Source organism: Shewanella sp. GutDb-MelDb (assembly GCF_002836075.1).
GTDB lineage: Bacteria > Pseudomonadota > Gammaproteobacteria > Enterobacterales > Shewanellaceae > Shewanella.
Genome location: NZ_PJBM01000127.1, coordinates 22,109 through 43,111, shown reverse-complemented (window position 1 = coordinate 43,111; position 21,003 = coordinate 22,109). Strand labels below are relative to the sequence as shown.

The window sequence follows — 21,003 nt, the reverse complement described above, 5'->3', positions numbered from 1 at the left end:
AAAAAGGCAAACCTGATGGTTTGCCTTTTTTAGTTCTATGCCAGTGTTAGTGCTGGTTTAGCTTACGACTAACACACTTACTTAAGTGTCACTTTTAAGGTGACGTCCTCACTGCTAGGTGTACTTTGAACTGTGATGTAGTACCAACCTGAGTTTGGCTGCTGTACGGTCACTTTTTCCTGAGTACCAAGGTTTGTCGAGATACCAGTATTGTCGTCTGCGTTAGGCCAACTCTCACCGGTATAAAGTGCTAATTCACCGCTGCCATGACCCGTTTCAGCGGTTAAGCTTTGGGTGCCAGCAGGCACATTGATATAGAAAGACGAACGACCATTCTTTACACAGATGGGCACACCATTGCTAATGCTGCCGTAATCTTGAGGCAATGTGCTATCACACATATTGCTCAATGCTGATGGAACTCCGGGTTCAACTGGCTCAACCGTTGAGCCGTCGGTTAAACTCACGGTCATCGACACGCCATTGTAGCTCGTGCTCGAATTGATGCTAATGTAGCGCCAGCCCCGATTTGCAACGACATGCAATTGCTCGCGATTGCCACTTGCTTCTGACTTAGATTGTGCATTGGTCGAAGACGCCCAAGTATCGGCATTGAAATAGATATTCGCATCTCCATCGCCCCCTTGAGTCGAGATGTATAGGTCGGTGTTGTCTGCGTCAACCCACACATAGTAGCTGCCTTTTCCACCGCTAATACACTCTTCTTTTTCTAAGGTTAACTTGCCAGAACTGATGGTTGCTGCGCCGCAGCTGATGATCACGCTATTGTCGGGGTCTGTTGGGTAAGCATCGCTATTGTCGCCAATGCCGTCGCCATCAGTATCAACCGTTTCAGTTGCATCAAATGGGAATGCATCGCCATTATTACCGACTCCATCACCGTCACTATCCATTGATTCGGTACTATTAAATGGGAAGGCATCGCTATTGTCACCCACACCATCGCCATCACTGTCTAGGGTTTCAGTGGCATCATTTGGAAATGCATCTTCGCTATCGATAACACCATCGCCGTCTGAATCAATGGGTGAGGTATCGCCACTATTAACTAACTCGTCGGTGATTAGATAATCGTTGATATCATTTTCTTGTGACATCACCGCGACACCTAAACACTGGTTGTTTACGTCGGTAATTGCTGCGCGGCGATGACCAAACCACTTCCAGGTTGTTGCACTATCGTAGGTTTCACCATTCTCTAGAGTAGTAAAGCCAAAGCTTTCACTTAGCTCTCCCGTTTCATTGTCGACACGGTGAACTCGTACAGCGGTGTTACTGTTGTTGGTAAAAGAAAAATCAGCTTCAAATGGGCCGGTTAGATGTTTACCCTTAAGATCGCAGCTTCCAATGGTATTAGCTTCTGGAATAATCTCAGGCTGTGCAGCATTGGCAATGGTTGACTCATCAATCGTAAAGTTAGCCGTTGGATTGTTTAGTACACCAACGCTTAAGCAGTTGAGGCGTGCATCGGTAACCACAAAACGACGGTCTCCATACCAGATGTCAGCGCTATAGCTTTCGCCTTTATTCAAGGTACCGTAGCCAAAATCGAAACCAGTGGCAGCACTTGCGTATTTAGGCTTGCCTGTTAGATTATCAATACGGAATAAACGTACTGGGTAGTCAGTTGTGTTGGTAATGGTAAACTCATGGGACTCATCTTTTATTAGGTGAGGTCTTACAAGTTCACAGCTACCCAGCATGTCTTGTGCTGGCAATACTTCAGGTACTACATCTTTGACAAGCTCTTCATCGATAGTAAAGCTATTACTGTCGTCGGTCATGACGCTAACACCGAGGCAGTTCATGGCATTATCGCTTAACATCAATCGATCGCCCTGACTCCAATTCGTTGATGTATAGCTATCACCCAGATTTAGTGTTTTGTAGTTCTTAGCAAAATTGGCAGTTCCCTTGTTATTGTCTATCCAAAATAGTGATACTGGGACATCGGTGGTATTGGTAATGGTGAAGTCAATTTTTGCTGCATCAATATGGCGAGCGTATTGCTGAGTTAGCGTGCATTCACCAATAACATTGGTATCAGGAATGGTTGCTGCTGGTGGTGCTATTACATCGGCATTCGCCAATACAAAAGCTTCAAATCCTGCTTCTGTGCGTGCCGCAACACCTTTTAGTACCTCTGTGTAGGCATCTTTATCACCCACTTGCAGTGCTTGAGTTATCTTGACGATTTCATCGTTATGTTCTTCTGACAGATAACGCATCGCATAATAGCTCCATGGATAAAGTTCATCATATCCATAAGCCATAAATAACAAATTGTATAACGGCGGAATGGTTTTACCTTCCAGCGTATTATTGGTTCTTGTATGATCGTTACCATTGGCCATGTACTCAGCCATCCCCTCTGACCAAGAGACGTTGTAATCGAATGAACCGTATGAACCTTTCTTGATATAGCGACCATCTAAATAGTGAACGAATTCGTGTCTTAAGTTGTAAATTTGATCTTCATATTGACAAGAGTTACCCACCCAAGCGTCAGGGCACTGCATTGCAATAAATCGTGGTTGATTACCAACAACTTCTGGAGAACCTTCAAGGTACATCCCCCCATTATCAGTGCTTATCCCAAAGAACTCTGGTGCGTATTTTTCATAATCTTCAGGCGAAGCAAATGAGACCACCTCAAGAACGTCGTTAACATCGCCTTGAACAGGAATAGAATTGGTGTTGAAAAAAGCGTGGAACTCGGTTTCTTGCAGTGATAAATCAGCACAAGATTGGTCGAGTGTCGCTTGCGAAATACTGCTTTGAGCACGAATGATGAGCTTATCGGTACACTCATGGCGAACGGTTAAAATGTCTTCCTCTTTTGGCGGTACAATACAGTGACCATAAAGCGGATCACTCGCCTCACACTGTCGCCCCGCAGACTCCAAGTAATTCTTTGTCACAATGGTTTCAGTGGTTTCAATTGATATGTCATTAACTAACTTATCGCGGGCTTCAATAATAGTGCTATCAAAGCGTGCTTTAGCTTCGTCGGTAGCAATAGATGAAATTTTACCTAGCGCGATAAAGCTATGGGGGATAATCCATTTTTTATCAGCTTCAGTAGACCAGCGCATATCAAGTGACGTTTCGCCTAGATAGGCAAACGAGCGCATCACAGATAAGACATCCAACATATTAGCGTTATAAGCCGCTTTAGTCGCGGAGTCTCCATAATACGCGGCTGAACCCACGGCTTTAAGTAACGCCATGGTCGCGTCGCCGGCATTGTTACCTGCAAATGGATCTGTTTGCTCTGAATAGTATTGAATAGTCGCTAATAGGTGCGGCAATAAATCTTTAAAGTACGCGGCGCCGGCGCCACGCTCAAAATTATTAAGTGCACCTGCGTAACCTTCTTGAATCACTCCGCCAGCATCGCCGATAAAACCGGTCATTTGAGTCACTGCCTGTAGTGCAATACTGAGGTTTAGTGCTTCAGGCTCCGTCATCGCTGCGGCGTAATATTTATAAGAGGCAAGAAAATACAATAGTTGGTTTAAATCTGGGTCATCTAAATCATCGGTGCTAGCAAGGTAATGCAGTGCGTCGGAAACGTCAGCGATGGGGTCCTGGCTTGCAGCCGCAATGGATTCAAAGTCGCTGTAACTTGCAGCGAGAATAGTCGCAATAGTAGCGCCGTACTCAGACTTTGAAGAAATAGCGGGAGCAGGGACCGTGACATTGATATTGGTATCGAAAACAATGTAATCGCCCATAGGTGGTGGTATGTCCCCGCCAGTAATATTGACTCTTAAGTTGGTTTCTTGGATATTGCCATTGATTTTGAAGTAACGTTTACCTGCTCGAGAAATAAATGAAATACTCTCATCGTTAGTACCTGCTGTATTACTGACAAGCTGTTGATTTCCACTCCAGTCATCACCGTCATATAAGATGATATCTGCGTCGGTGCCGGTATAACTTCCACCGGAAGTGGTAATTGTGACATCACTGTTTTCATAGGGGACATTGATATAAAGATAGTGACCGTAATCAGTAATGCAATGGTCTTGGTTAGCGGAAACTTCTCCTTGCCTATCTAAGGTTTTTTCACCACACATTTCAGCGGCTTGTACAGCTCCTACATTTAACGAAGCTAGAATTGCGATTGTTAGAACTGATTTGCGTGAAATGACACAGGGTAAACTATTTTTAATCTTTTTTATCATATTGTGTAGCCTCAATGGGGGAGGGGGTATTGAAGCTAGGCTGCGACCGCCATCACTCCTTCCTCTATTTATTTCTACTTAAATAAACTCAATTACTCGGCAATGCTCTGTTGCGAGAATGTTAAACTTGGAGTTATTTTTACAATATAATGTATGCAATGTCAAAGTGCTGTTGGTTTTTTTACGAGTATTGGGGAAGGGGAAAAAGAATTTTTATCTAAATATTATAGCTTTGGATCAAGCTTGGTAGTTTGTTATCCTTCTGATATAAATGGCTAAAAATAGGAATTAGTTGTTAATTTGCAGGAAGATTAAATATATTTAAAAGTTTAGAAGGAAGTCTCTGGATATACTATTGGCTTAGCTCACTCGCTAGTAGTTTGCTGGAGGAACAATATGTTGTAGTCCCTACGGTTATGTTATTTGGGCTAAGTGGTTGCGGTTATTTCGGTGGTGATGAGAAGCAGAAATTGGAGTAAGCATGGCTAGCCAAAGATGAGCAATTGCTATTACAACAAATTGTCGAGCAGATCCGTAGTCAAGGTATTGAAGCGGTAGCTAAAGGCACCGATGTTGACAGCGTTAGCGCATGTGTGGCGGAAAAGCTAAAGACGGATCCCCTCGTTGAATTGGTTAACGTTGAGGGGGCATTGGCTGAATCCGCCCAAATTAACGCTGATGTAACAGATGAAAGACCACTGTTAACAGGCCTTTCATTATTGACTTTTATACTAATGAATCACTCAAGATCAATGGTGATGACGTTGGTGACACCAGAAGCCAGTTGCAGCATACCAGTGGTGTAGAAATCGCCACTTTGAGCGTGTGCTTTCAGGTAATATTGACCGCTATTTAGCATTTTTGTTCTGGTATCAAGCGTAAGGATTGATTTCTTGTTCATCCAACCGTTTTCATCCATTGAATATAAATATTGGTTACTCTCTAATGCCGCACCGCTATCGAGATGAAAGGCAACAAAACGCACCATAGTCATGCCTTTAGGGTTTTTTTCTGAAGAAATCGAACGGATAACACCGTAGTCTCTATTGGTTTTCCCTGTGCGATGAGCGTTAATATTCTCAGATTCATTGGAATATTGTGGCTTATTATGAGTGTAATCAGTACTCGGTGAGTTAGTGGTCGTTGTCGTTGATGAGCCTATACTGGCTATATCTGAAACCGAGCTTGTGATATTGCGTATGTCAGTGCTTTTACATGCACAAAGGCTTAATAGTGCTGCGCATAGGAGTACTTTTTTCATTTTTTAGTCCATTAATTTGAGCTTCAATCCATGACCAAAATCATAGTTAAATAAGGTTGCTAGTTTGTTACAGTGCTAAAATACCAATCACTTGGATTAGAGTCAACTTAGCTATCTTTATGAGCTAAATTATTTATATCGTTCTATAAAAGACTCTAATAGAGATTGCAGGGGTAAAACCTATTAATTAATCAAATCCGATTCCGCAGTATTTGTGTTGCTAGCGCAGCCTCGGCTTATTTTCATCTAATGATGCTTCTTAGGCTAAATGGGAACCTTGTGCCAGGGGGTAACTCTTAATGTTATGGTTTTTAATGGTTGCATTCACTATTAAATACAATAATTACAGCTTAATTAACTGCCTTTACTGTTAAGTCTGATTGTAATCACCATGACTTTATTTTTTGTTTCAGTCACTATAGAAGACGCTAAATAAGCGCTTTTGAATTAAATGCTTATTTACAGTAACGGTAAATTCAATCAAGCGCTAAGGGGAAGTTGTGATGTTATCATGTCCAAAAATTGTGATTGTCGGTGGAGGAGCGGGTGGACTAGAGCTTGCAACTCAGTTAGGTCGTAAGTTAGGTAAAAAAAACTTAGCACACATCATACTTGTTGATAGAAACCGCACTCATATTTGGAAACCGCTACTGCACGAAGTCGCAACGGGCTCGTTGGATTCGGATCTTGACGGCGTTGTCTATTCAGCCCACGCGGCAAAGCAGGGCTACCAATTTCAGCTAGGGACTTTTTGTGGGCTTAACAGTGACGAGAAGTCGATATCAGTCGCGCCAATAACCGATGATATGGGTAAGGTGTTGCTTCCCGAACGTCAAATACAGTACGACAAATTGGTGATTGCTATTGGCAGTGTCAGTAATGACTTTAATACGCCAGGCGTTCAGGAAAACTGCTTTTTTCTCGATTCACACCAGCAGGCAAATCGTTTTCATAATGCATTGCTTGATAGTTTCACTCGGGTGCATCAATCGGACTCTATCAATGAACTCAATATCGCCATAGTGGGCGGCGGTGCCACTGGCGTGGAGTTGTCAGCCGAGCTTTACCATGTGACCGATCTATTAAAAGTGTATGGCTTAAGTAAGATGACAGCAGACAAACTCAATATTCATCTAATAGAGGCCGGTCCACGGATCTTACCTGCATTAACTGAGCGTATCGCATCATCGGCTCGACACGAGCTGAGCCAGCTAGGTGTGTCGGTGATGGAAAATACCCGAATTAGTGAAGCGACAGCAGCAGGTTTTGTGACCTCAGAAGGTCAGCTTATCGCAGCGAACTTAATGTTATGGGCTGCTGGGGTAAAAGCGGCAGACTTTATTAAAGAACTGCAGTTTTTTGAGCTCAATCGAGCCAATCAAATCAAGGTTCAAGCTAATCTTAAAAGTACCGTTAACAATGATATTTATGTCATTGGTGATTGCTGTGCGTTTGAGCAAGCCGATGGTAGCTTTGTGCCACCAAGAGCTCAGTCTGCTCATCAAATGGCGCAGTGCGCCGAGAAGAATATTATTAAAGAGATGAATGCTGAACCGTTGGTCGATTATGTTTATGTGGACCATGGCTCGCTGGTTAATCTATCTCGTTACAGCACTGTGGGTAGCTTGATGGGTAATTTGACCAAAAGTAGCATGTTTGTTGAAGGCAAAATTGCCCGTTTTGTCTATATATCGCTGTACCGAATGCATCAACAAGCAATTCATGGCACCTTCAAAACGATAGCACTGTGGCTAGCTGAAAAACTGATGCGAGTAGTGCGTCCGAGAATGAAGCTGCATTAGCATTGACGCATCAAGGCGCAGCAGGATTATCGTTCTATAGTCGACTAAGGTAAAGTAAGCACAATAGGAATTTGTTATTTTTCGCAACCAGATGGATATTCGATGAGCAGCACTGAGATTGACTTAGGCGTAAGTTTCGACAACAGCTACGCAAATGAACTCAAAGGGTTTTACGTCTCCGCTAAGGGAGATAAAGCGCCAACGCCGGTGCTGGTAAAGTTCAACCAGGCATTAGCTGAGCAGCTAGGTATCAGTAATAGTAATACTGAGCAGCTGGCCGATGTCTTTTCTGGAAGTGAAGCGCCTCTTGGTTCTGCGCCATTAGCCCAAGTTTATGCCGGCCATCAGTTCGGCGGATTTAGCCCACAACTTGGTGATGGTCGTGCCTTACTATTAGGAGAGGTGCTGGATGAGTCAGGTCAACGCCTCGATATTCAACTTAAGGGGTCTGGTCGTACGCAGTTTTCTCGCGGTGGTGATGGTAAAGCGGTTCTCGGCGCTATTTTACGTGAATATATACTGTGCGAAGCGATGCATGCCCTTGGCATTGCCACTACGCGTGCGTTGGCTGTCGTCACCACTGGCGAGCCCATCTACAGAACGCGATATTTGCCGGGCGCGGTATTAACCCGAGTGGCCACAAGCCATTTACGGGTGGGAACTTTTCAATATTTTGCCGCTCAGGGTGAAGAAGACAAACTCAAACAGCTGGCCGACTATGCGATTGCACGTCATTACCCTGAGCTAAAGCAAAGCCAACAACCTTACTTAGATCTCATCTGTGCAGTACGAGATAAGCAAGCCGAATTAGTCGCCAAATGGATGTTAGCCGGTTTTGTGCATGGCGTGATGAATACTGACAACATGACCATCAGTGGCGAGACTATCGACTACGGCCCTTGCGCGTTTATGGACAACTATGACGCCAATGCCTTGTTTAGCTCTATCGATCAAGATGGTCGTTATGCCTATAGCAATCAACCCGCAATGGCGCAGTGGGATCTAGCGCGATTAGCCGAAACACTACTGCCTTTTATCAATGAAGATTCTGATGATGCGATAACGCAAGCAACCGATGTGATAAAAGGATTTTGGGATGTATTTAAGTCTCATTGGCTGCTAGGAATGCGCGCAAAACTGGGCATGACAACTGAGGTTGAGGGTGATTATGCACTTTGCGAGCAGTTGCTTGAGTCAATGCAAGCTCAAGCAGTAGATTACACTCAGCTATTTCGTCAACTCGCGGTAGATTTAACCTCCGATAGCAGTGATGCTGAAATGCTGTTTTCTGACCCGAGTCTATTCATTCAGTGGAAAGTGCAGTGGCATGAAAGGCTGAGAAAAGAGCCGCTAGCCACAGCAGAACGTGTCACTATGATGAATGCGGTTAACCCTGTTTACATCCCGCGAAACCATCTGGTTGAAGCTGCGATTGAGGCCGCTGAAGAGCGTAGTGATTATCAGCCATTTGAGGCATTAATCTCGGTGCTTGCTAATCCTTATACGATGCAAGCAGGCAAAGAGGAGTTCAGCCTTTCTGCGCCCGCAAGTTTCGGCAAGTTCACCACTTACTGTGGAACGTAATTTACATTTTCAATAAAAAAAAACACGCAATGAATTGTCATTGCGTGGTGGTCGAGTATTGATTACCTAACTATTATTTGGGTGAGGTATCAATCTAGGAACGCTAACTCTAGGTGAGCTTTTTCACCTTTAACTTCTACTGCGACGCGATAGTTGTCGATGGCATCTTTCCATTCAATTGCATCTAACTCTAAGTTGTAGACCCCAGGTTCAGCTTCAGTGACAGCCAGAGTGCACTCTTCATCTTCAATACAATTTGAATTGTTGGCCTGATGCCAAGCAAGCTTATATTTAACGGAAGAATCGCCTTCTTTTGGATAGCCCATGATGATTAAGTTAAACCCGCTAGCATCTGTCACTAGTTTGTCATCATCGCCGGTGAGGGTTAACGCAACGTTGCCACTTGCACCGTCAACTGCTTTCAAACTAACACTCAAAGTATCAGTTTCATTTATGCCAATAGTAGTGACGGGTGGCACTGGTGGCTCAATAGGCGGCTCTACCGTTTTGTTATCATCACTGCCACAACCGAATAGTAGTAACGAACCTAGGCCGAACGCGCAGTATAATTTAGAATGTTTCATAGTATTTCTCCCTGCATTTAGTGGCCAGTGTGGCAGGTATCACATGACATATTAGTCTGCACGCTTGGTGCAAATGTGGACTCTGAAGTGTGGCAAGATTGGCATCCGGCAACAGTGTCAGAAATCGGATGGTCATTTACTGTTTCACCATCAAATGCTTTATTAAGCATGACCACTAATTCATAAACGACAGAGGCGGATAGCTGCTTACAACGCATGCCTTTTTGGCTAAACGACTTGCCATTTTCTCTCGCCCAAAGGCTGATAGAGGAGTGGCATAAGATGCTGTTTGCAGAGGTAGGAGTGCCGACCTGATCTAATGTTTCGGTCATATCTGCGCCAATGCCCGTAATGAACTCAGCCGTTTGCAGCGGTAAGGCTTGGCTTTCGTAATAGCGCATTGTTGGGCTTAAAAGGGAGTTAGCAGACTCTCCGTTAATTGATAGCAAGTTAGCAAGCATGCCAGTCGCGTTAATATTACCGCAAACTGTCCCTTCACCTAACATGCCAGCATAACCGTATTTGGCCAATGCAGTAGGCACTAAGGCAAATTTCTCTGCATCTGGTGAACCTGATAACGCTAAACTTTTGATGATGCTGTCAAACACTTGGAACATACAGCCGTTGCCCGTTTCATAGGCAAGTTTAGCTACGGTCATAGGGTCTAGCTTGGCGTAAGCGAGTCTTTCATCTACTGCTAGTCTCCACTCACCAGTACTGCCGGTGACTGCCGCTAGAACTGGGTTAGCCACTAAAGCACTACCTGCGGCTACTGAGGAAATGCCAATAATACGGTGTATCGCTTGTCTTCTATTTAGTGTTTTCATCTTAATCACGTCCCATTTTTTTGTATGTCACTCAATACTTATGCTGAGTGTTTTGAATTAGCTGCATACAGTTGAAAAGTTGCCCTTATTGAAGTGCAATTCAATGCTGCAGTGGCTTGAGATAAGAATGACAGGGCTGAAAAATGCTGATGAGAGCTACTTCAAAGTAATTTTCACGCAAACCTTAGCGGTATCCTTTGGGTTATCTTTCGATGTTATTCACTGCTTTTTGATATCATATTGGAGGGTAATGCTGAGGCGTGGTTCTTGTAACAGTTATAATGCTGATTACCACTTTTTATCCACCTTATTATTACTAGCGTTTATTGATCTAGATCTAATGAATGGTTGAATCACTTATTAAATTAAATATTAGCCATTTATTTTATTGCGTGGGGCATAGAGTAAATGAACTATTTTTGACGGGATGAGTCAGCAGTGATACCGAAGTGGGCTTTATTTCGGTTTAGCGTCATACACAATAAGAGCTAGAGCTAATAAAATCATTGATATGGTCTACATTATGACTATAACATTAGATCTATTGCATGTTTGGTGATAAATAATATCGAGCATTACCAAATTGTGATTGGCTGGATGTTTGTGTTGTGTTAATTCCAGTAAAATAGTTCAACGATTTTATATGGACGCTATTGATATGCGGTTAAAAATCTTTGAATTTGATATTGCTAATAGTCAGTTATTCAATAGTGAAACTCAAAGCTCATTTCATCTAACACGCACCGAATGCCAAGTACTTGAACAGTTGGCAGCTCACCCAAACCAAGTCATGAGCAAAGGGCAGCTTGCTTGCGCGGGATCGCAAACGGCAGTGATGAGTGAATCAGCGGTGGCCAAAGCTGTTTTTACCTTGCGAAAGTACTTTGGCGAAGCTCATGCTGAGTTAATCGAGACATTTCCGCGCAAAGGTTACCGCTTAAATATTACCCCGCCGAGCGCGAGTTGGTCCCAGCAATCTAAAATACGTAAAAACTATCTTATATTAACGGTAACCGTGCTGTTTTTGAGCTGCATTGCGGTGGTGACGGCGATGCATCAATACATCTTATTTAAAGAGATTGATGCACCGATTAAAACTAACCGCAACATTGTGTTGGATAACGGCCAGAAAGTGATACTGACTTGGCTGGAGTCACCGAGGATAAGATTGCGCCAAGAAGTCCCTATTGAAGCAAGAGTTATTTCAGCGCTAAATATGTGCCCGCATTTAACATGGGAACGAGTGTACTTGGCGTTTTCAAATGATATGCAAGTGCTTAATGTTTCGATGTTAGGAAAAACGCCAAACGGGGGCACATTAATGAGAAATATAAAAACCAGTGACTTTAGGTTAAGCCCTGAATTTATTTCAGACGATTGGCTCGAGGAGGTATCACTCTGTGATTAAACAGCTAAAAATCGTGTTAAGTAGTGGGCTGCTGGCGCTAATAATCGGGATTATTGTTTATCAACACATTAAAGCCACCGAAGTGGATATCGTATTATCATGTCGCAATGAATTGGTGGCGACGAACCCCAAAACACACGTCATTGAACATCACTCTCTTATCGCTGATTTTGCCCTGCAAAAACGTTCAGCGAGTATTAGTTATCGATACTTCACATCCGACGGCATTCCAATCGCAACTCTGCATTTAAAAGGTGATGTGTTGAGTGCAAATAAAGACAAGGATATTTATATCCTCAATTTGGTCAGTAGTGAGCTTATTCGACATAACAGTGAGTTGTCATTACCCTTGCATGCCAAACATTTAGAAGCTTTCGCCAGTCGTAATATTACTAAGGAGGGAGTGCATAACTTAACGATACAAATCGCCAGCCGTAATCAAACTAAAAATACCGCACTACTGTACTTTTTACCCAGCACTAATATCTGCGCCTGTAGTCTGGTGACCATGGGGTAGTGAATAATCCAAATGACTAGCGCTAAGCTAGGGCTAGCCATTTAAGCAGGTACACTATTCTCTTACGACTAACTCTCCCTTTTGTGTTTAGTCATGGGAATGGCTATGCTGCAAATTTCATGATGAATGTAGTTCACTAAAACTGAATTTTACGTGGAGTGAAGCAAAAGCTGATTGCTGCAGCAGCAAATCATGCCGGCACCGTAAGGTTTACCATGCAGGCGGGAATGTCGCGTTATCAATAACCAACCACTATTCACTCAATCGCTTATCTATGACATTGCAACGCCTAATCCAGTGCTCGCTAAATCAACTATAATTTTAACTAATTGGTTCGCTCTTACATCTTGGTTAGTTGTACCGAAATCACAGTGTGAGACGTATGTATAGGTAGGATTATGACAGAACTTAAGGTTAAAAATGTGGGGAAAGGGCTAGGGGTTGAGTTGCCGCAAGAGATTGTTGAACAGCTGCATCTTGGTGCGGGAGATAATATTAGCTTAGAAAGGATGGCTCACGGCTGCTATCGACTCACCTCCCAAAGTGATGGGGTGTCGGAGCAGATGGCATTAATTGAAGGTTTTATGCATGAAGAAGATGCTTAACTTTTCGCTGTGTTAATTCGTTCACGTCGAGTGATACAAGTAAGGGGGAGGGGGGCTAATTTTATCCCTTAAAGCTGATGCTCTTGAACATAGGTAATGGGGTCCTAGTGGAGGTGTTAAGTTTTGGTATGGGGAATTAAGTCATTTGCTGGCTAAGCGCTATCACTTATCAGCAAAAATCCTGATAGGCTCATCTTCCCTTTGTCGGCTTTATTGTCTTTACCTTCAAATTTACATTCAGCATTTAAGTTAATTGAAAAATTGCTGATTTTAGTTTTATCAATCTTATCCCATTTTTTTTCCAGAAGTTGAATAGACGGTAATTATTGGCGCCTTACTAAAGCTATTGGGTGCAGAAATTGACTCTTTTTCAATAAATTGGCGTTAGCATTGCTAATGATGAGGGCAAGCAGTAACGCTACTATTATCAATAACGAGCTTGGACGAGAGCACTGCATAACAATATTCTTTACCGAAGAAGCTTATCACTAGCATGTACAGGTAAGCGTTCAGTGCTAAGTATCGGCATAGAGAAGCTTGAGCATGACTCAATGCTCAAGCAGGGCTTTAATGCACGCTTTGATGACTGAATCTTAAGTGCTTGGCATCTTTAATCAACTTGATAAAGTCATCTCGGTTCATGCGTACTAAGTTGCTATGATCCCCAGCCTCAAAGTAGATCTCTTTAGCTTCAACCAATAGATCATCATAAACAGCCTCTAAGTTATAAGCTGCACCTAGGGAGGGGATGGCGCCATGCTGACAATCGTCGAACATCTGATAGATCTCTTGCTCCTTAATTAAGTGAAGCTCTCGATTTAGTTTATCACCGAGCGAACGCAAACTAACTTTATGGTTAGCGGGTAATACGGCCATCACCTTGCGGCTTTCGTGATCTTCCAAGATCACGGCTTTGGCGAGTTGTGTGGGGGATATGTGCGCAGCAACAGCTGAGCTAATAGAACTTGCACTGCGAGGGTGGGGCAGGAGATCGTACTTTACGTCATTATCATCTAAATACTGATTTAATCGGCTTGAAATAGTCATAGTATTACCTCTTTTTGCGATATGACTTTAGCCTTAATTATAGTTCAATCGTATTGATCTTGTCGGTGGTTAAAGACGGTACAGCGGTCAAGTATTTAGTGAGTGTGGAGTGAATTTGATAGCGTGAAATTTAAGCCATTGGTAAAGGTAACCCAACGGCTTGGTATTCTTAGTTTTGTTGCTTGGGGTTATAGGCTAGTTGGCAGCTAAAGCTGGCACCGCCTAAGTGGCTGCGACCGACAAGCAATTTCCCCTGCATTCGTCTTGTTGCTGCTTTGGCAATAGCCAAGCCTAGTCCCAACCCTCCCGTTTGTTGGTTACGACTTTTATCTAAGCGGGAAAAAGGCAGAAAGATGGTTTCAAACTGATGGCTATCAACGCCAGGCCCATCGTCGTCAACACTGACTACAACGAGGCCTTTTCCGCAAGATTTGCGGCTAGAGCTGACTGTGATCTCAACTTGAGAACTTGCGTACATAAGTGCATTGTTAAATAGATTATCAAACATCAATCGTAAGTATGCTGGCTCACATTCAAGCTCAAGTGGCTGCAGATTTAATTTAACGGCGATAACATTATCGGTAGTTAACTGCATTATTCGGCTCTGCAAATATTCATCTAGTTTTATTCGTTGTGTGTTTTGGCTATCATCTTGGCCTGTTACTGCATTTAGCTTAGAAAAGGTGAGTACTTGGCGAGTTAACTTTTCGATATCATCGATATAGTTATCGATATTATCTAGTAATTCTAGCTCTTCATTTTGCAAACTACGTTGACGCAGTAAACCTGTTGCCAGCTGAATTCTACTCAGTGGTGTACGTATTTCATGGGGCACCGCTTGGGCAAAAATTTGATTCTCTTTTACCGTTTCAGTAATGGCATTAGCCATTCTGTTAAAGCTGTCTGCCAACTCATTAACGGGCTCAGAATAGGTCTGGCGAGCACGAATGTTGAGCTCGCCCTGACCAAACTTTTTATTTATATCAACCAGTTGGTTAATCTGTTTTTGTAGCCGCCGAACTGAAACGTATAACGTAGTACCTAAGGAAATAATCACTACAAGCAGCAGTAAATAGGGAATAAACTCAGAAGGGTCGTCACGTAATAACTCTATAAAACTGCTGCTCTGTTGTTTATTGGTTCTATCAAAAAATAAACTATTTGGCAGCCTATCTGAGATTAAGATAGTGCCATTAGTTTGGTAAAGTGGATAAATGGCTAATAGTTGCTCGTCAGATAATTGATATATTGATATTCCTCCGATATTGCTTAAAAACTCACAATCAGAGCAGTCTTGCTTAGCATTCCAATTTGCTTGCCAAGTAATATTAAATTGAAGATGTTGCCCTTGATAGCTATTAATATATTGCTCTGCAGACAAGTGCGTACGCTGCATGCCTGAGGTGGCTTCAATAAAGATTTGATAGCTATCATCATGGAAATCGACCACATCACTTTGTTCTAAATACTGCTCACTCAAGTAGAATGTTAGGATAATGCTGGCAAACAGCGCCGTAAGCAAACTCAAGTAAAGACGCGTAAAAAGAGGCGGAAGATAGTTAGCCATTGATCAACATGTATCCTTTGTTGCGTATCGTTAATATCGTTTTGTAGGGGGGCATGTCATCATTGAGTTTTCTTCTTAGCCCTGAGATCCGCATATCTACTGAACGATCATTGAAATCATAATCAATGCCTCTTAATGATCGGCAGCAACTCTCTCTAGAAACAATGCTGCCAGCATGGGAAGCTAGTAGCAGTAACATATCGTACTCAGCGGTAGTGAGCACAAGCGTAAGATCGTTATAGCTAACGATTTGCCTGCCGGTATCAATAGTGAGTTGTCCAACGTGCAATTGGTTGTAACTCGGGGTTACGGGTCGACTGCGTCTTAGTAAAGCTTCAATTCTGGCAAGCATGACATGTGGCCGCACTGGCTTAGTGAGGTAATCGTCGGCGCCAAGTTTGAGTAGACTGACTTCGCTAATATCGTCGCAGCAGGCCGTTAATACCAAGATAGGGCCTTGATAAAACTTGCGTATCTGTTTGCACACCGATACCCCATCTAACCCTGGTAGCATTAAATCAAGAATGACTAAGTCGGGCAGCTCCATCCTTACAGCGCCTACTGCTTGTAAGCCATCCGCAATCACGCGCGTACTGTAATCTTCAGCTTCAAGATACATGGCGGTTAAACGAGAGATCTCTTTATCATCTTCAATAATGAGTATATTTGCTTTACTCACAACCATTTACCTTAATATTTAGTCTACCAACGTTTGATAGAAACACCTGCTCAATCAATCTGATTTTACAGATTATTGTTACTAATAACAGTTTGCTTACACCTGCTTACATAGCATGCCGCTTGCTTACTTTCTCTTACCCTATGAATTTAATGGTCATGTTAATTTTATGGCTCAAATCAAAGAGGTTTTAGGAGCAGTATATGGTAGCTAAAGTAGTATTGGCAGGGGTTGTCGCAGTAAGTTTAATGGCCTTAACGGCCTGTAATTCTGATTCTTCAACCACGGCAGTAGCTGATAATAACAATAATCCTGGCTCTGGATTGTCAGCAGAAACAAAAGCACTCGGTATCGAGACAGTGCCTGCGTCACTGTCAACAACCTATAGCGCAGCGCTGAAGTTTAATCGCTACACGCAAATAAAAGCGCCTAATGGAAAATCTATCCATATTATTGCGCAAGACTTGATTAGCGATAACCAGATAGTGCGTGCACGCGCTATCTTGAGCCATTACTTGACCAATTTACCGGGCTCTGAATTTGGTAATGACAAATCAGCAGTGACCAATAAGATAGCGGACAATGGCGCGATCTTATTACTCCTTAATGGCAGTGACGATGGTACTAATCCTGCTACAGAATTAGGCGGGCAACCGCTGTATCAAAATGAAATTCAAGTAGAAGGTGGTGCTTGGTATATCAATCAAAACTATGAAGAACATCGCGATGCTAGTTTTGAAGAGATCCTGCATATGATGCATGACTACGGTATCGGCGTGGATCAGAATAGTGAATTCATCGGCGCCTTGCCTGGCTATCAAGCTGAAATTAGAGCGGCTCAAACCACAGCGCTAAATGATAAATTATGGGGCGGAGATCAAAGCTGGATCACTGAACTCACCGCTGAAAATAGCTTAACTCAAGAATACCTCGCGTCAGTTATCGATGCTTATTATGGTTTATGGGGCGCATGGAGTGGCAGTGAAACCCACAGTATGTGGGGCGGATATATTGCGAAAACACGTGCTGAAATGAGCACTGAAGATCCTCTCGGTGCTGAGTTGATGAATAATAAATTCTTTCATTCGTACCTGACCTATAATGCGCGCATTGATGCGAGCTTTATCGGTGACTTTAGCCTAAAGTTCAATCGTGATATTGGCTATACGCATCACTCGCAATATCTTAAGGATGTGACGTTAACTGGCAGCCTAAACAGCAATGTGGTGGTTAATCAGCTTGATAATAATATTACCGGTAACAGTGGTCAAAACGAGGTGAAGTTTAGTGGTAAGGCATCGCAATACAGCATCGAAAAGCAAGACAATGGTGCTACGATTATTACCGATATGGTGAGTAATCGAGATGGCGTTAATACCTTGACTGGGATTGAGAGTGCGGTATTTAGCGGCAGCAATGTCACACTATAAATAGCCACTAATACGTTTAACATTTAAGCTGCTTATCGAAGTAGCTTTTCTGTCACTTATTACTGCTTTTGTCGTGAATCTATATTAATGACTATATTGATTGTTATAGGTGTATGCTGGTGGTCTCTGTTTATAAAAGTAACTCATCAATGTTAATTTTAACGCCTAAGACTGGATGTAGTTGATCTTACCTCGCACCTCTCAAACAGGTGACGATTCCTCCCTTTTTGCATCAATTGCAAATGACATCGCAAACAAAGGCTACAGCATTAACCCTGCTGCTCTGCCACACGATTTAACCCATTTATTAGCCTCACATATTACCACTATGCCCGACGCTAATTTTAAGCGCGCTGGCATTGGTCGCTCAGTTGATCATAAGATTAATGACTTTGTGCGTACCGACGCGATTAGCTGGATTAATAATGACAGTGAAGCGGGCACGGCTTGGCTTGATTGGACTCAGGCGCTGCAAGTGTTCTTGAATAGAAGACTCTTTTTAGGGCTATTTTCGTTTGAAAGCCACTTTGCACATTACGCTGAAGGTGATTTTTATAAAAAGCACAAAGATGCCTTTATCGGTGAGGGGAATCGAATACTTTCTGTGGTGGTTTATCTTAACCAATCTTGGTCGAAAGACGATGGCGGAGAGCTGGTGATATATCAAAATCAACAATCAACATCTGCGATTATTGATGACCATACGGTTCGCGTTACACCCGGTTTTGGTACCGTGGTGGTCTTTTTAAGTGAAGAGTTTCCCCATGAAGTGCTAGCCGCAAAACGTGACCGTTTCTCTATCGCGGGTTGGTTTAGGCTCAATTGCAGCATTGCCAATAACATCGACCCACCAAGTTAATGTTACTTATCTAATTTTGGACTCATGGCTCAGTGAAAGAGTGATGTCTGCAGTGCCTCATGCTGCACAGAGGTCGTAGCGATCACTTAATGGCGATAGTCACGTATGCAAGCTTCATCAGCGATGAGGTGTGTCTGTAGAGCGGCATTAATGTAAATAAGCATCAACTTCTACTGCCGTGGGCGGTATATTGTCATAAAGTGTTTAACTCATTTTAAGCTAAGCTGCCTATGGCTAGACGTAGTAGTGACTCACTTTTCGACAATAACGTTGCTGAAAATTGAAGGGACTCATTTTCATGGTGCGCACCGCATCGATCCAGCCAACAATCATCGGCACTAAGGTCCAGCTAAAGATTAAGTACAAGCTGCCCTTTAGGTGTTGACCTAAATAGAACTTATGTACGCCCAGCCCACCGAATAAAAGGCTAAACCATATCGTGAGTTTTTGATTTTTAATACGAATATAAGGATCAACTCCAGAGAGTGCCTCTAACCCTTGAACGACATGGCACTGGGGGCAGGTCACCAGATTAATGTCGATTTTTTGGCTGCACTGTGGGCAATCTATTTCTTGCATCGCAAACTCCAATAGTCAATATTGCTAATGAGCCATTATGCGTACAAGCGTGCGCTGAAACATAGGTGCATAGTTCACATAATTAAAATAAACCCGAACGTTAGCGGGGCAGCCATATCATGGGAGGTGGTGAATACTCAATACTGAGTACGATTATCTCGCTTCACTGTGAAGTTAACGGAAGCATCGTTTTCCATTTGAACGGTGAGATGATTTTTAATGAAGTGCTGCAATAGCCATTTGGTTCGAGAGATTCGGCTTTTTATAAAAGAGTTAGCGAAAAGAGGAGGAGTGATGTTCTCCTGCTGAGCTCTTTTGCAAGCTGTTGGCCAGACTGAGCATACTCATGACTGGCCAGCTCGTAGTATACGATTGTTAGGCGTGGTGCTCTTTTAATTTCAGGAATAGGACGTCTTTTAAATTAGCGCGCTGTAATTTTAGCTGATGCATATGCTCGTCATCGGTGGGACTACCGTCAATTTCTAGCTGACGAATTTCATAATCTAATAAATGATACTGTTTGGACAGTTCTTGGAATGCTTCGTCTTTATGATTCAAATAAACAATGTCTTGTTTAAATTCTGGGAAGTCAAAAATAAGTGCATGATTCTCATTTAGCATAGGTACCCCTGAATGGTGAACTGAAAATTATTCTGTTTGTACTACCAACACTACAGCATTATGGATTTTAACAAAGGGGTATATCTAGGTATTTTAGCGATCTAGTTAACAAAAAATCGCAGATTCTACTTGTTTTAAGCACTGAGGGCCGAGTCAAGGTATAAAATACTAATCTGACTCTGCTCTATTTTCGATTAACACCGCAGCAGTCGCCCTCAATTTAGAGTGCCCCAGCACTGATTAATTTGCTTGAAAGTGACCATGAAAACCGAGAGGTAGATGATAGGGCAGCCAAGCCCGTGCCATGGGGCCTGAATTGATATCGTTGGCGGCAAATATGTTAAGACAAGTCCGCTTACTGGGCACATGCAACGCGGTACCAATGAGGTATCCAGTACCTTCAACTGCTTTAGGGCATACGCTAATGTGTTCTTCCACTAGATAGTCTTTGCCAAAATTGAAATGTTGCTCAGCACCGCTATTGATTGATGATACAGCGTCACTCCACAAGCTTTGCTCATTGCTCGATAAATGATACAGATAATCGTAGATTAAGTGGCTATATCAGCGAATTAGGTCAGTGTGACAGATGAGAACTTGGGCTCGCCTGTTCATTTTATGAGAAAAATAAGCCAGTCGGATAGCTAGTCAAGAGAAGCGCAGCAGACAAAGAGGGAAGCTACAGAGGGCTGGTCGTTTACATGTAAACCGAGTTCGCCCCGTAGCTGACTAAAACAATGAGTATTACTCTTGCTTCAAAGTCTGCCAGTAATCGTATAGGCCATTGATATCAGATGAGCACATTAATGCCATGGCACTTTTTAGCTGTATATCACTCCATAACCACCATTGCATCTCAAGTAGTTTAGCGATCTCTGTTTCAGGAAAACGAAAACGAATATGTTTCGCTGGATTTGAACCAACAATAGAGTAGGGCGCGACATCTTTAGTCACCACAGCACGGCTGGCGATAATGGCGCCATCACCGAGCTTAACGCCACTCATAATCATAGCTTCAGTGCCAATCCATACATCATTGCCTATAACGGTATCTCCTGAACGTTCAAAGCCATCTTTAGCGTCAGTAAAGTGTTCGTTTTCTTGGTAGAAAAATGGAAAAGTGCTCACCCAATTATTCTGGTGCCCTTGATTACCCGCCATCATAAATACTGCACCTGAACCAATTGAGCAGAAGCTACCAATAATGAGTTTATCGACATCAGTTCTATCGGGCAGCAAGTAACGGGCACAATCGTCGAAACTATGGTTGTGATAATAGCCAGAATAATAGCTGTGTTTTCCCACAATGATATTAGGGTTTGTCACTTGCTCTTGCAGTGATTTGCCGACAAAGGGGCTGTCAAAATAATTGTTCAAACTCAATATCCTCTATGAAGTACTTAACTGGTGCATGATGTTAAC

The 21,003-nt window shown here is 42.8% G+C and carries 18 protein-coding genes and 1 pseudogene; 8 read left to right on the top strand and 11 right to left on the bottom strand.

Annotation, left to right across the window (positions count from 1 at the left end):
• Window positions 1-77 precede the first annotated feature (77 nt).
• Window positions 78-4,211 carry a collagenase gene (locus CXF82_RS04060; RefSeq protein ID WP_102043707.1) on the bottom strand — a complete coding sequence of 1,378 codons (4,134 nt, stop codon included), beginning with the start codon at window positions 4,209-4,211 and terminating at the stop codon, window positions 78-80.
• A gap of 416 nt (window positions 4,212-4,627) precedes the next feature.
• Here CXF82_RS04060 and CXF82_RS22535 point away from each other — a divergent pair.
• Window positions 4,628-4,882, top strand: a pseudogene (locus CXF82_RS22535) (hypothetical protein); the annotation flags it as partial.
• 68 nt (window positions 4,883-4,950) lie between these two features.
• Here the strand turns inward: CXF82_RS22535 and CXF82_RS04050 are convergent.
• The gene (locus CXF82_RS04050) at window positions 4,951-5,472 is read right to left on the bottom strand and encodes a hypothetical protein (RefSeq protein WP_102043706.1); all 522 of its coding nucleotides are present in this window, start codon (window positions 5,470-5,472) and stop codon (window positions 4,951-4,953) included.
• A 500-nt stretch (window positions 5,473-5,972) separates the two neighbouring features.
• On the opposite strand from CXF82_RS04050, the gene CXF82_RS04045 reads away from it, so the two are divergent.
• Both CXF82_RS04045 and CXF82_RS04040 read left to right on the top strand, forming a co-directional pair.
• The gene (locus tag CXF82_RS04045; protein WP_102043705.1) at window positions 5,973-7,274 is read left to right on the top strand and encodes an NAD(P)/FAD-dependent oxidoreductase; all 1,302 of its coding nucleotides are present in this window, start codon (window positions 5,973-5,975) and stop codon (window positions 7,272-7,274) included.
• 102 nt (window positions 7,275-7,376) lie between these two features.
• Window positions 7,377-8,858 (top strand): protein adenylyltransferase SelO, encoded by a 1,482-nt coding sequence (locus CXF82_RS04040; RefSeq protein ID WP_102043704.1) that lies wholly within the window; start codon window positions 7,377-7,379, stop codon window positions 8,856-8,858.
• Between the two features lie 89 nt (window positions 8,859-8,947).
• Here CXF82_RS04040 and CXF82_RS04035 read toward each other — a convergent pair whose 3' ends face one another.
• Window positions 8,948-9,442, bottom strand: a complete 495-nt coding sequence (locus CXF82_RS04035; protein ID WP_101091403.1) for a hypothetical protein — start codon at window positions 9,440-9,442, stop codon at window positions 8,948-8,950.
• Window positions 9,443-9,459: 17 nt separating this feature from the next.
• Entirely contained in the window at window positions 9,460-10,269 is an 810-nt protein-coding gene (locus CXF82_RS04030; protein ID WP_101091404.1) for a cytochrome c3 family protein, read from the bottom strand.
• 658 nt (window positions 10,270-10,927) lie between these two features.
• On the opposite strand from CXF82_RS04030, the gene CXF82_RS04020 reads away from it, so the two are divergent.
• From CXF82_RS04020 to CXF82_RS04010, 3 genes are all read left to right on the top strand, one after another.
• On the top strand, window positions 10,928-11,677 hold the full coding sequence (locus tag CXF82_RS04020) for a winged helix-turn-helix domain-containing protein (RefSeq protein ID WP_157822918.1): 750 nt from the start codon (window positions 10,928-10,930) through the stop codon (window positions 11,675-11,677).
• Window positions 11,670-12,194 (top strand): hypothetical protein, encoded by a 525-nt coding sequence (locus CXF82_RS04015; protein ID WP_101091407.1) that lies wholly within the window; start codon window positions 11,670-11,672, stop codon window positions 12,192-12,194. Before CXF82_RS04020 ends, CXF82_RS04015 begins: the two co-directional genes overlap by 8 nt.
• Before the next feature lie 398 nt (window positions 12,195-12,592).
• On the top strand, window positions 12,593-12,799 hold the full coding sequence (locus tag CXF82_RS04010; RefSeq protein ID WP_101091408.1) for an AbrB/MazE/SpoVT family DNA-binding domain-containing protein: 207 nt from the start codon (window positions 12,593-12,595) through the stop codon (window positions 12,797-12,799).
• Between the two features lie 567 nt (window positions 12,800-13,366).
• On the opposite strand, the gene CXF82_RS04005 is transcribed toward CXF82_RS04010, so the two are convergent.
• The 3 genes from CXF82_RS04005 to CXF82_RS03995 all read right to left on the bottom strand — a co-directional run bounded on the left by CXF82_RS04005 (window position 13,367) and on the right by CXF82_RS03995 (window position 16,098).
• Window positions 13,367-13,846: a YbaK/EbsC family protein gene (locus CXF82_RS04005; protein WP_102043703.1), complete on the bottom strand. Its 480-nt coding sequence runs from the start codon at window positions 13,844-13,846 to the stop codon at window positions 13,367-13,369.
• 169 nt (window positions 13,847-14,015) lie between these two features.
• Window positions 14,016-15,413 (bottom strand): ATP-binding protein, encoded by a 1,398-nt coding sequence (locus tag CXF82_RS04000; protein WP_102043702.1) that lies wholly within the window; start codon window positions 15,411-15,413, stop codon window positions 14,016-14,018.
• Entirely contained in the window at window positions 15,406-16,098 is a 693-nt protein-coding gene (locus CXF82_RS03995; protein WP_257982723.1) for a response regulator, read from the bottom strand. The genes CXF82_RS04000 and CXF82_RS03995 overlap by 8 nt, the downstream gene beginning before the upstream one ends.
• A gap of 197 nt (window positions 16,099-16,295) precedes the next feature.
• Here CXF82_RS03995 and CXF82_RS03990 point away from each other — a divergent pair, with 197 nt between their 5' ends.
• Window positions 16,296-17,522, top strand: coding sequence for a hypothetical protein (locus CXF82_RS03990; RefSeq protein ID WP_257982722.1), 1,227 nt, complete (start codon window positions 16,296-16,298; stop codon window positions 17,520-17,522).
• 181 nt (window positions 17,523-17,703) lie between these two features.
• Window positions 17,704-18,381, top strand: coding sequence for a 2OG-Fe(II) oxygenase (locus CXF82_RS03985; RefSeq protein ID WP_101091411.1), 678 nt, complete (start codon window positions 17,704-17,706; stop codon window positions 18,379-18,381).
• A gap of 234 nt (window positions 18,382-18,615) precedes the next feature.
• Here CXF82_RS03985 and CXF82_RS03980 read toward each other — a convergent pair whose 3' ends face one another.
• From CXF82_RS03980 to catB, 4 genes are all read right to left on the bottom strand, one after another.
• Entirely contained in the window at window positions 18,616-18,960 is a 345-nt protein-coding gene (locus tag CXF82_RS03980) for a TM2 domain-containing protein (RefSeq protein ID WP_101091412.1), read from the bottom strand.
• A 375-nt stretch (window positions 18,961-19,335) separates the two neighbouring features.
• Window positions 19,336-19,581 carry an HP1242/YdcH family protein gene (locus CXF82_RS03975; RefSeq protein WP_101091413.1) on the bottom strand — a complete coding sequence of 82 codons (246 nt, stop codon included), beginning with the start codon at window positions 19,579-19,581 and terminating at the stop codon, window positions 19,336-19,338.
• Between the two features lie 240 nt (window positions 19,582-19,821).
• The gene (locus tag CXF82_RS03970; protein WP_257982725.1) at window positions 19,822-20,121 is read right to left on the bottom strand and encodes a carotenoid oxygenase family protein; all 300 of its coding nucleotides are present in this window, start codon (window positions 20,119-20,121) and stop codon (window positions 19,822-19,824) included.
• 204 nt (window positions 20,122-20,325) lie between these two features.
• Window positions 20,326-20,958 carry a type B chloramphenicol O-acetyltransferase gene (catB, locus tag CXF82_RS03965; protein WP_101091417.1) on the bottom strand — a complete coding sequence of 211 codons (633 nt, stop codon included), beginning with the start codon at window positions 20,956-20,958 and terminating at the stop codon, window positions 20,326-20,328.
• Window positions 20,959-21,003 lie beyond the last annotated feature (45 nt).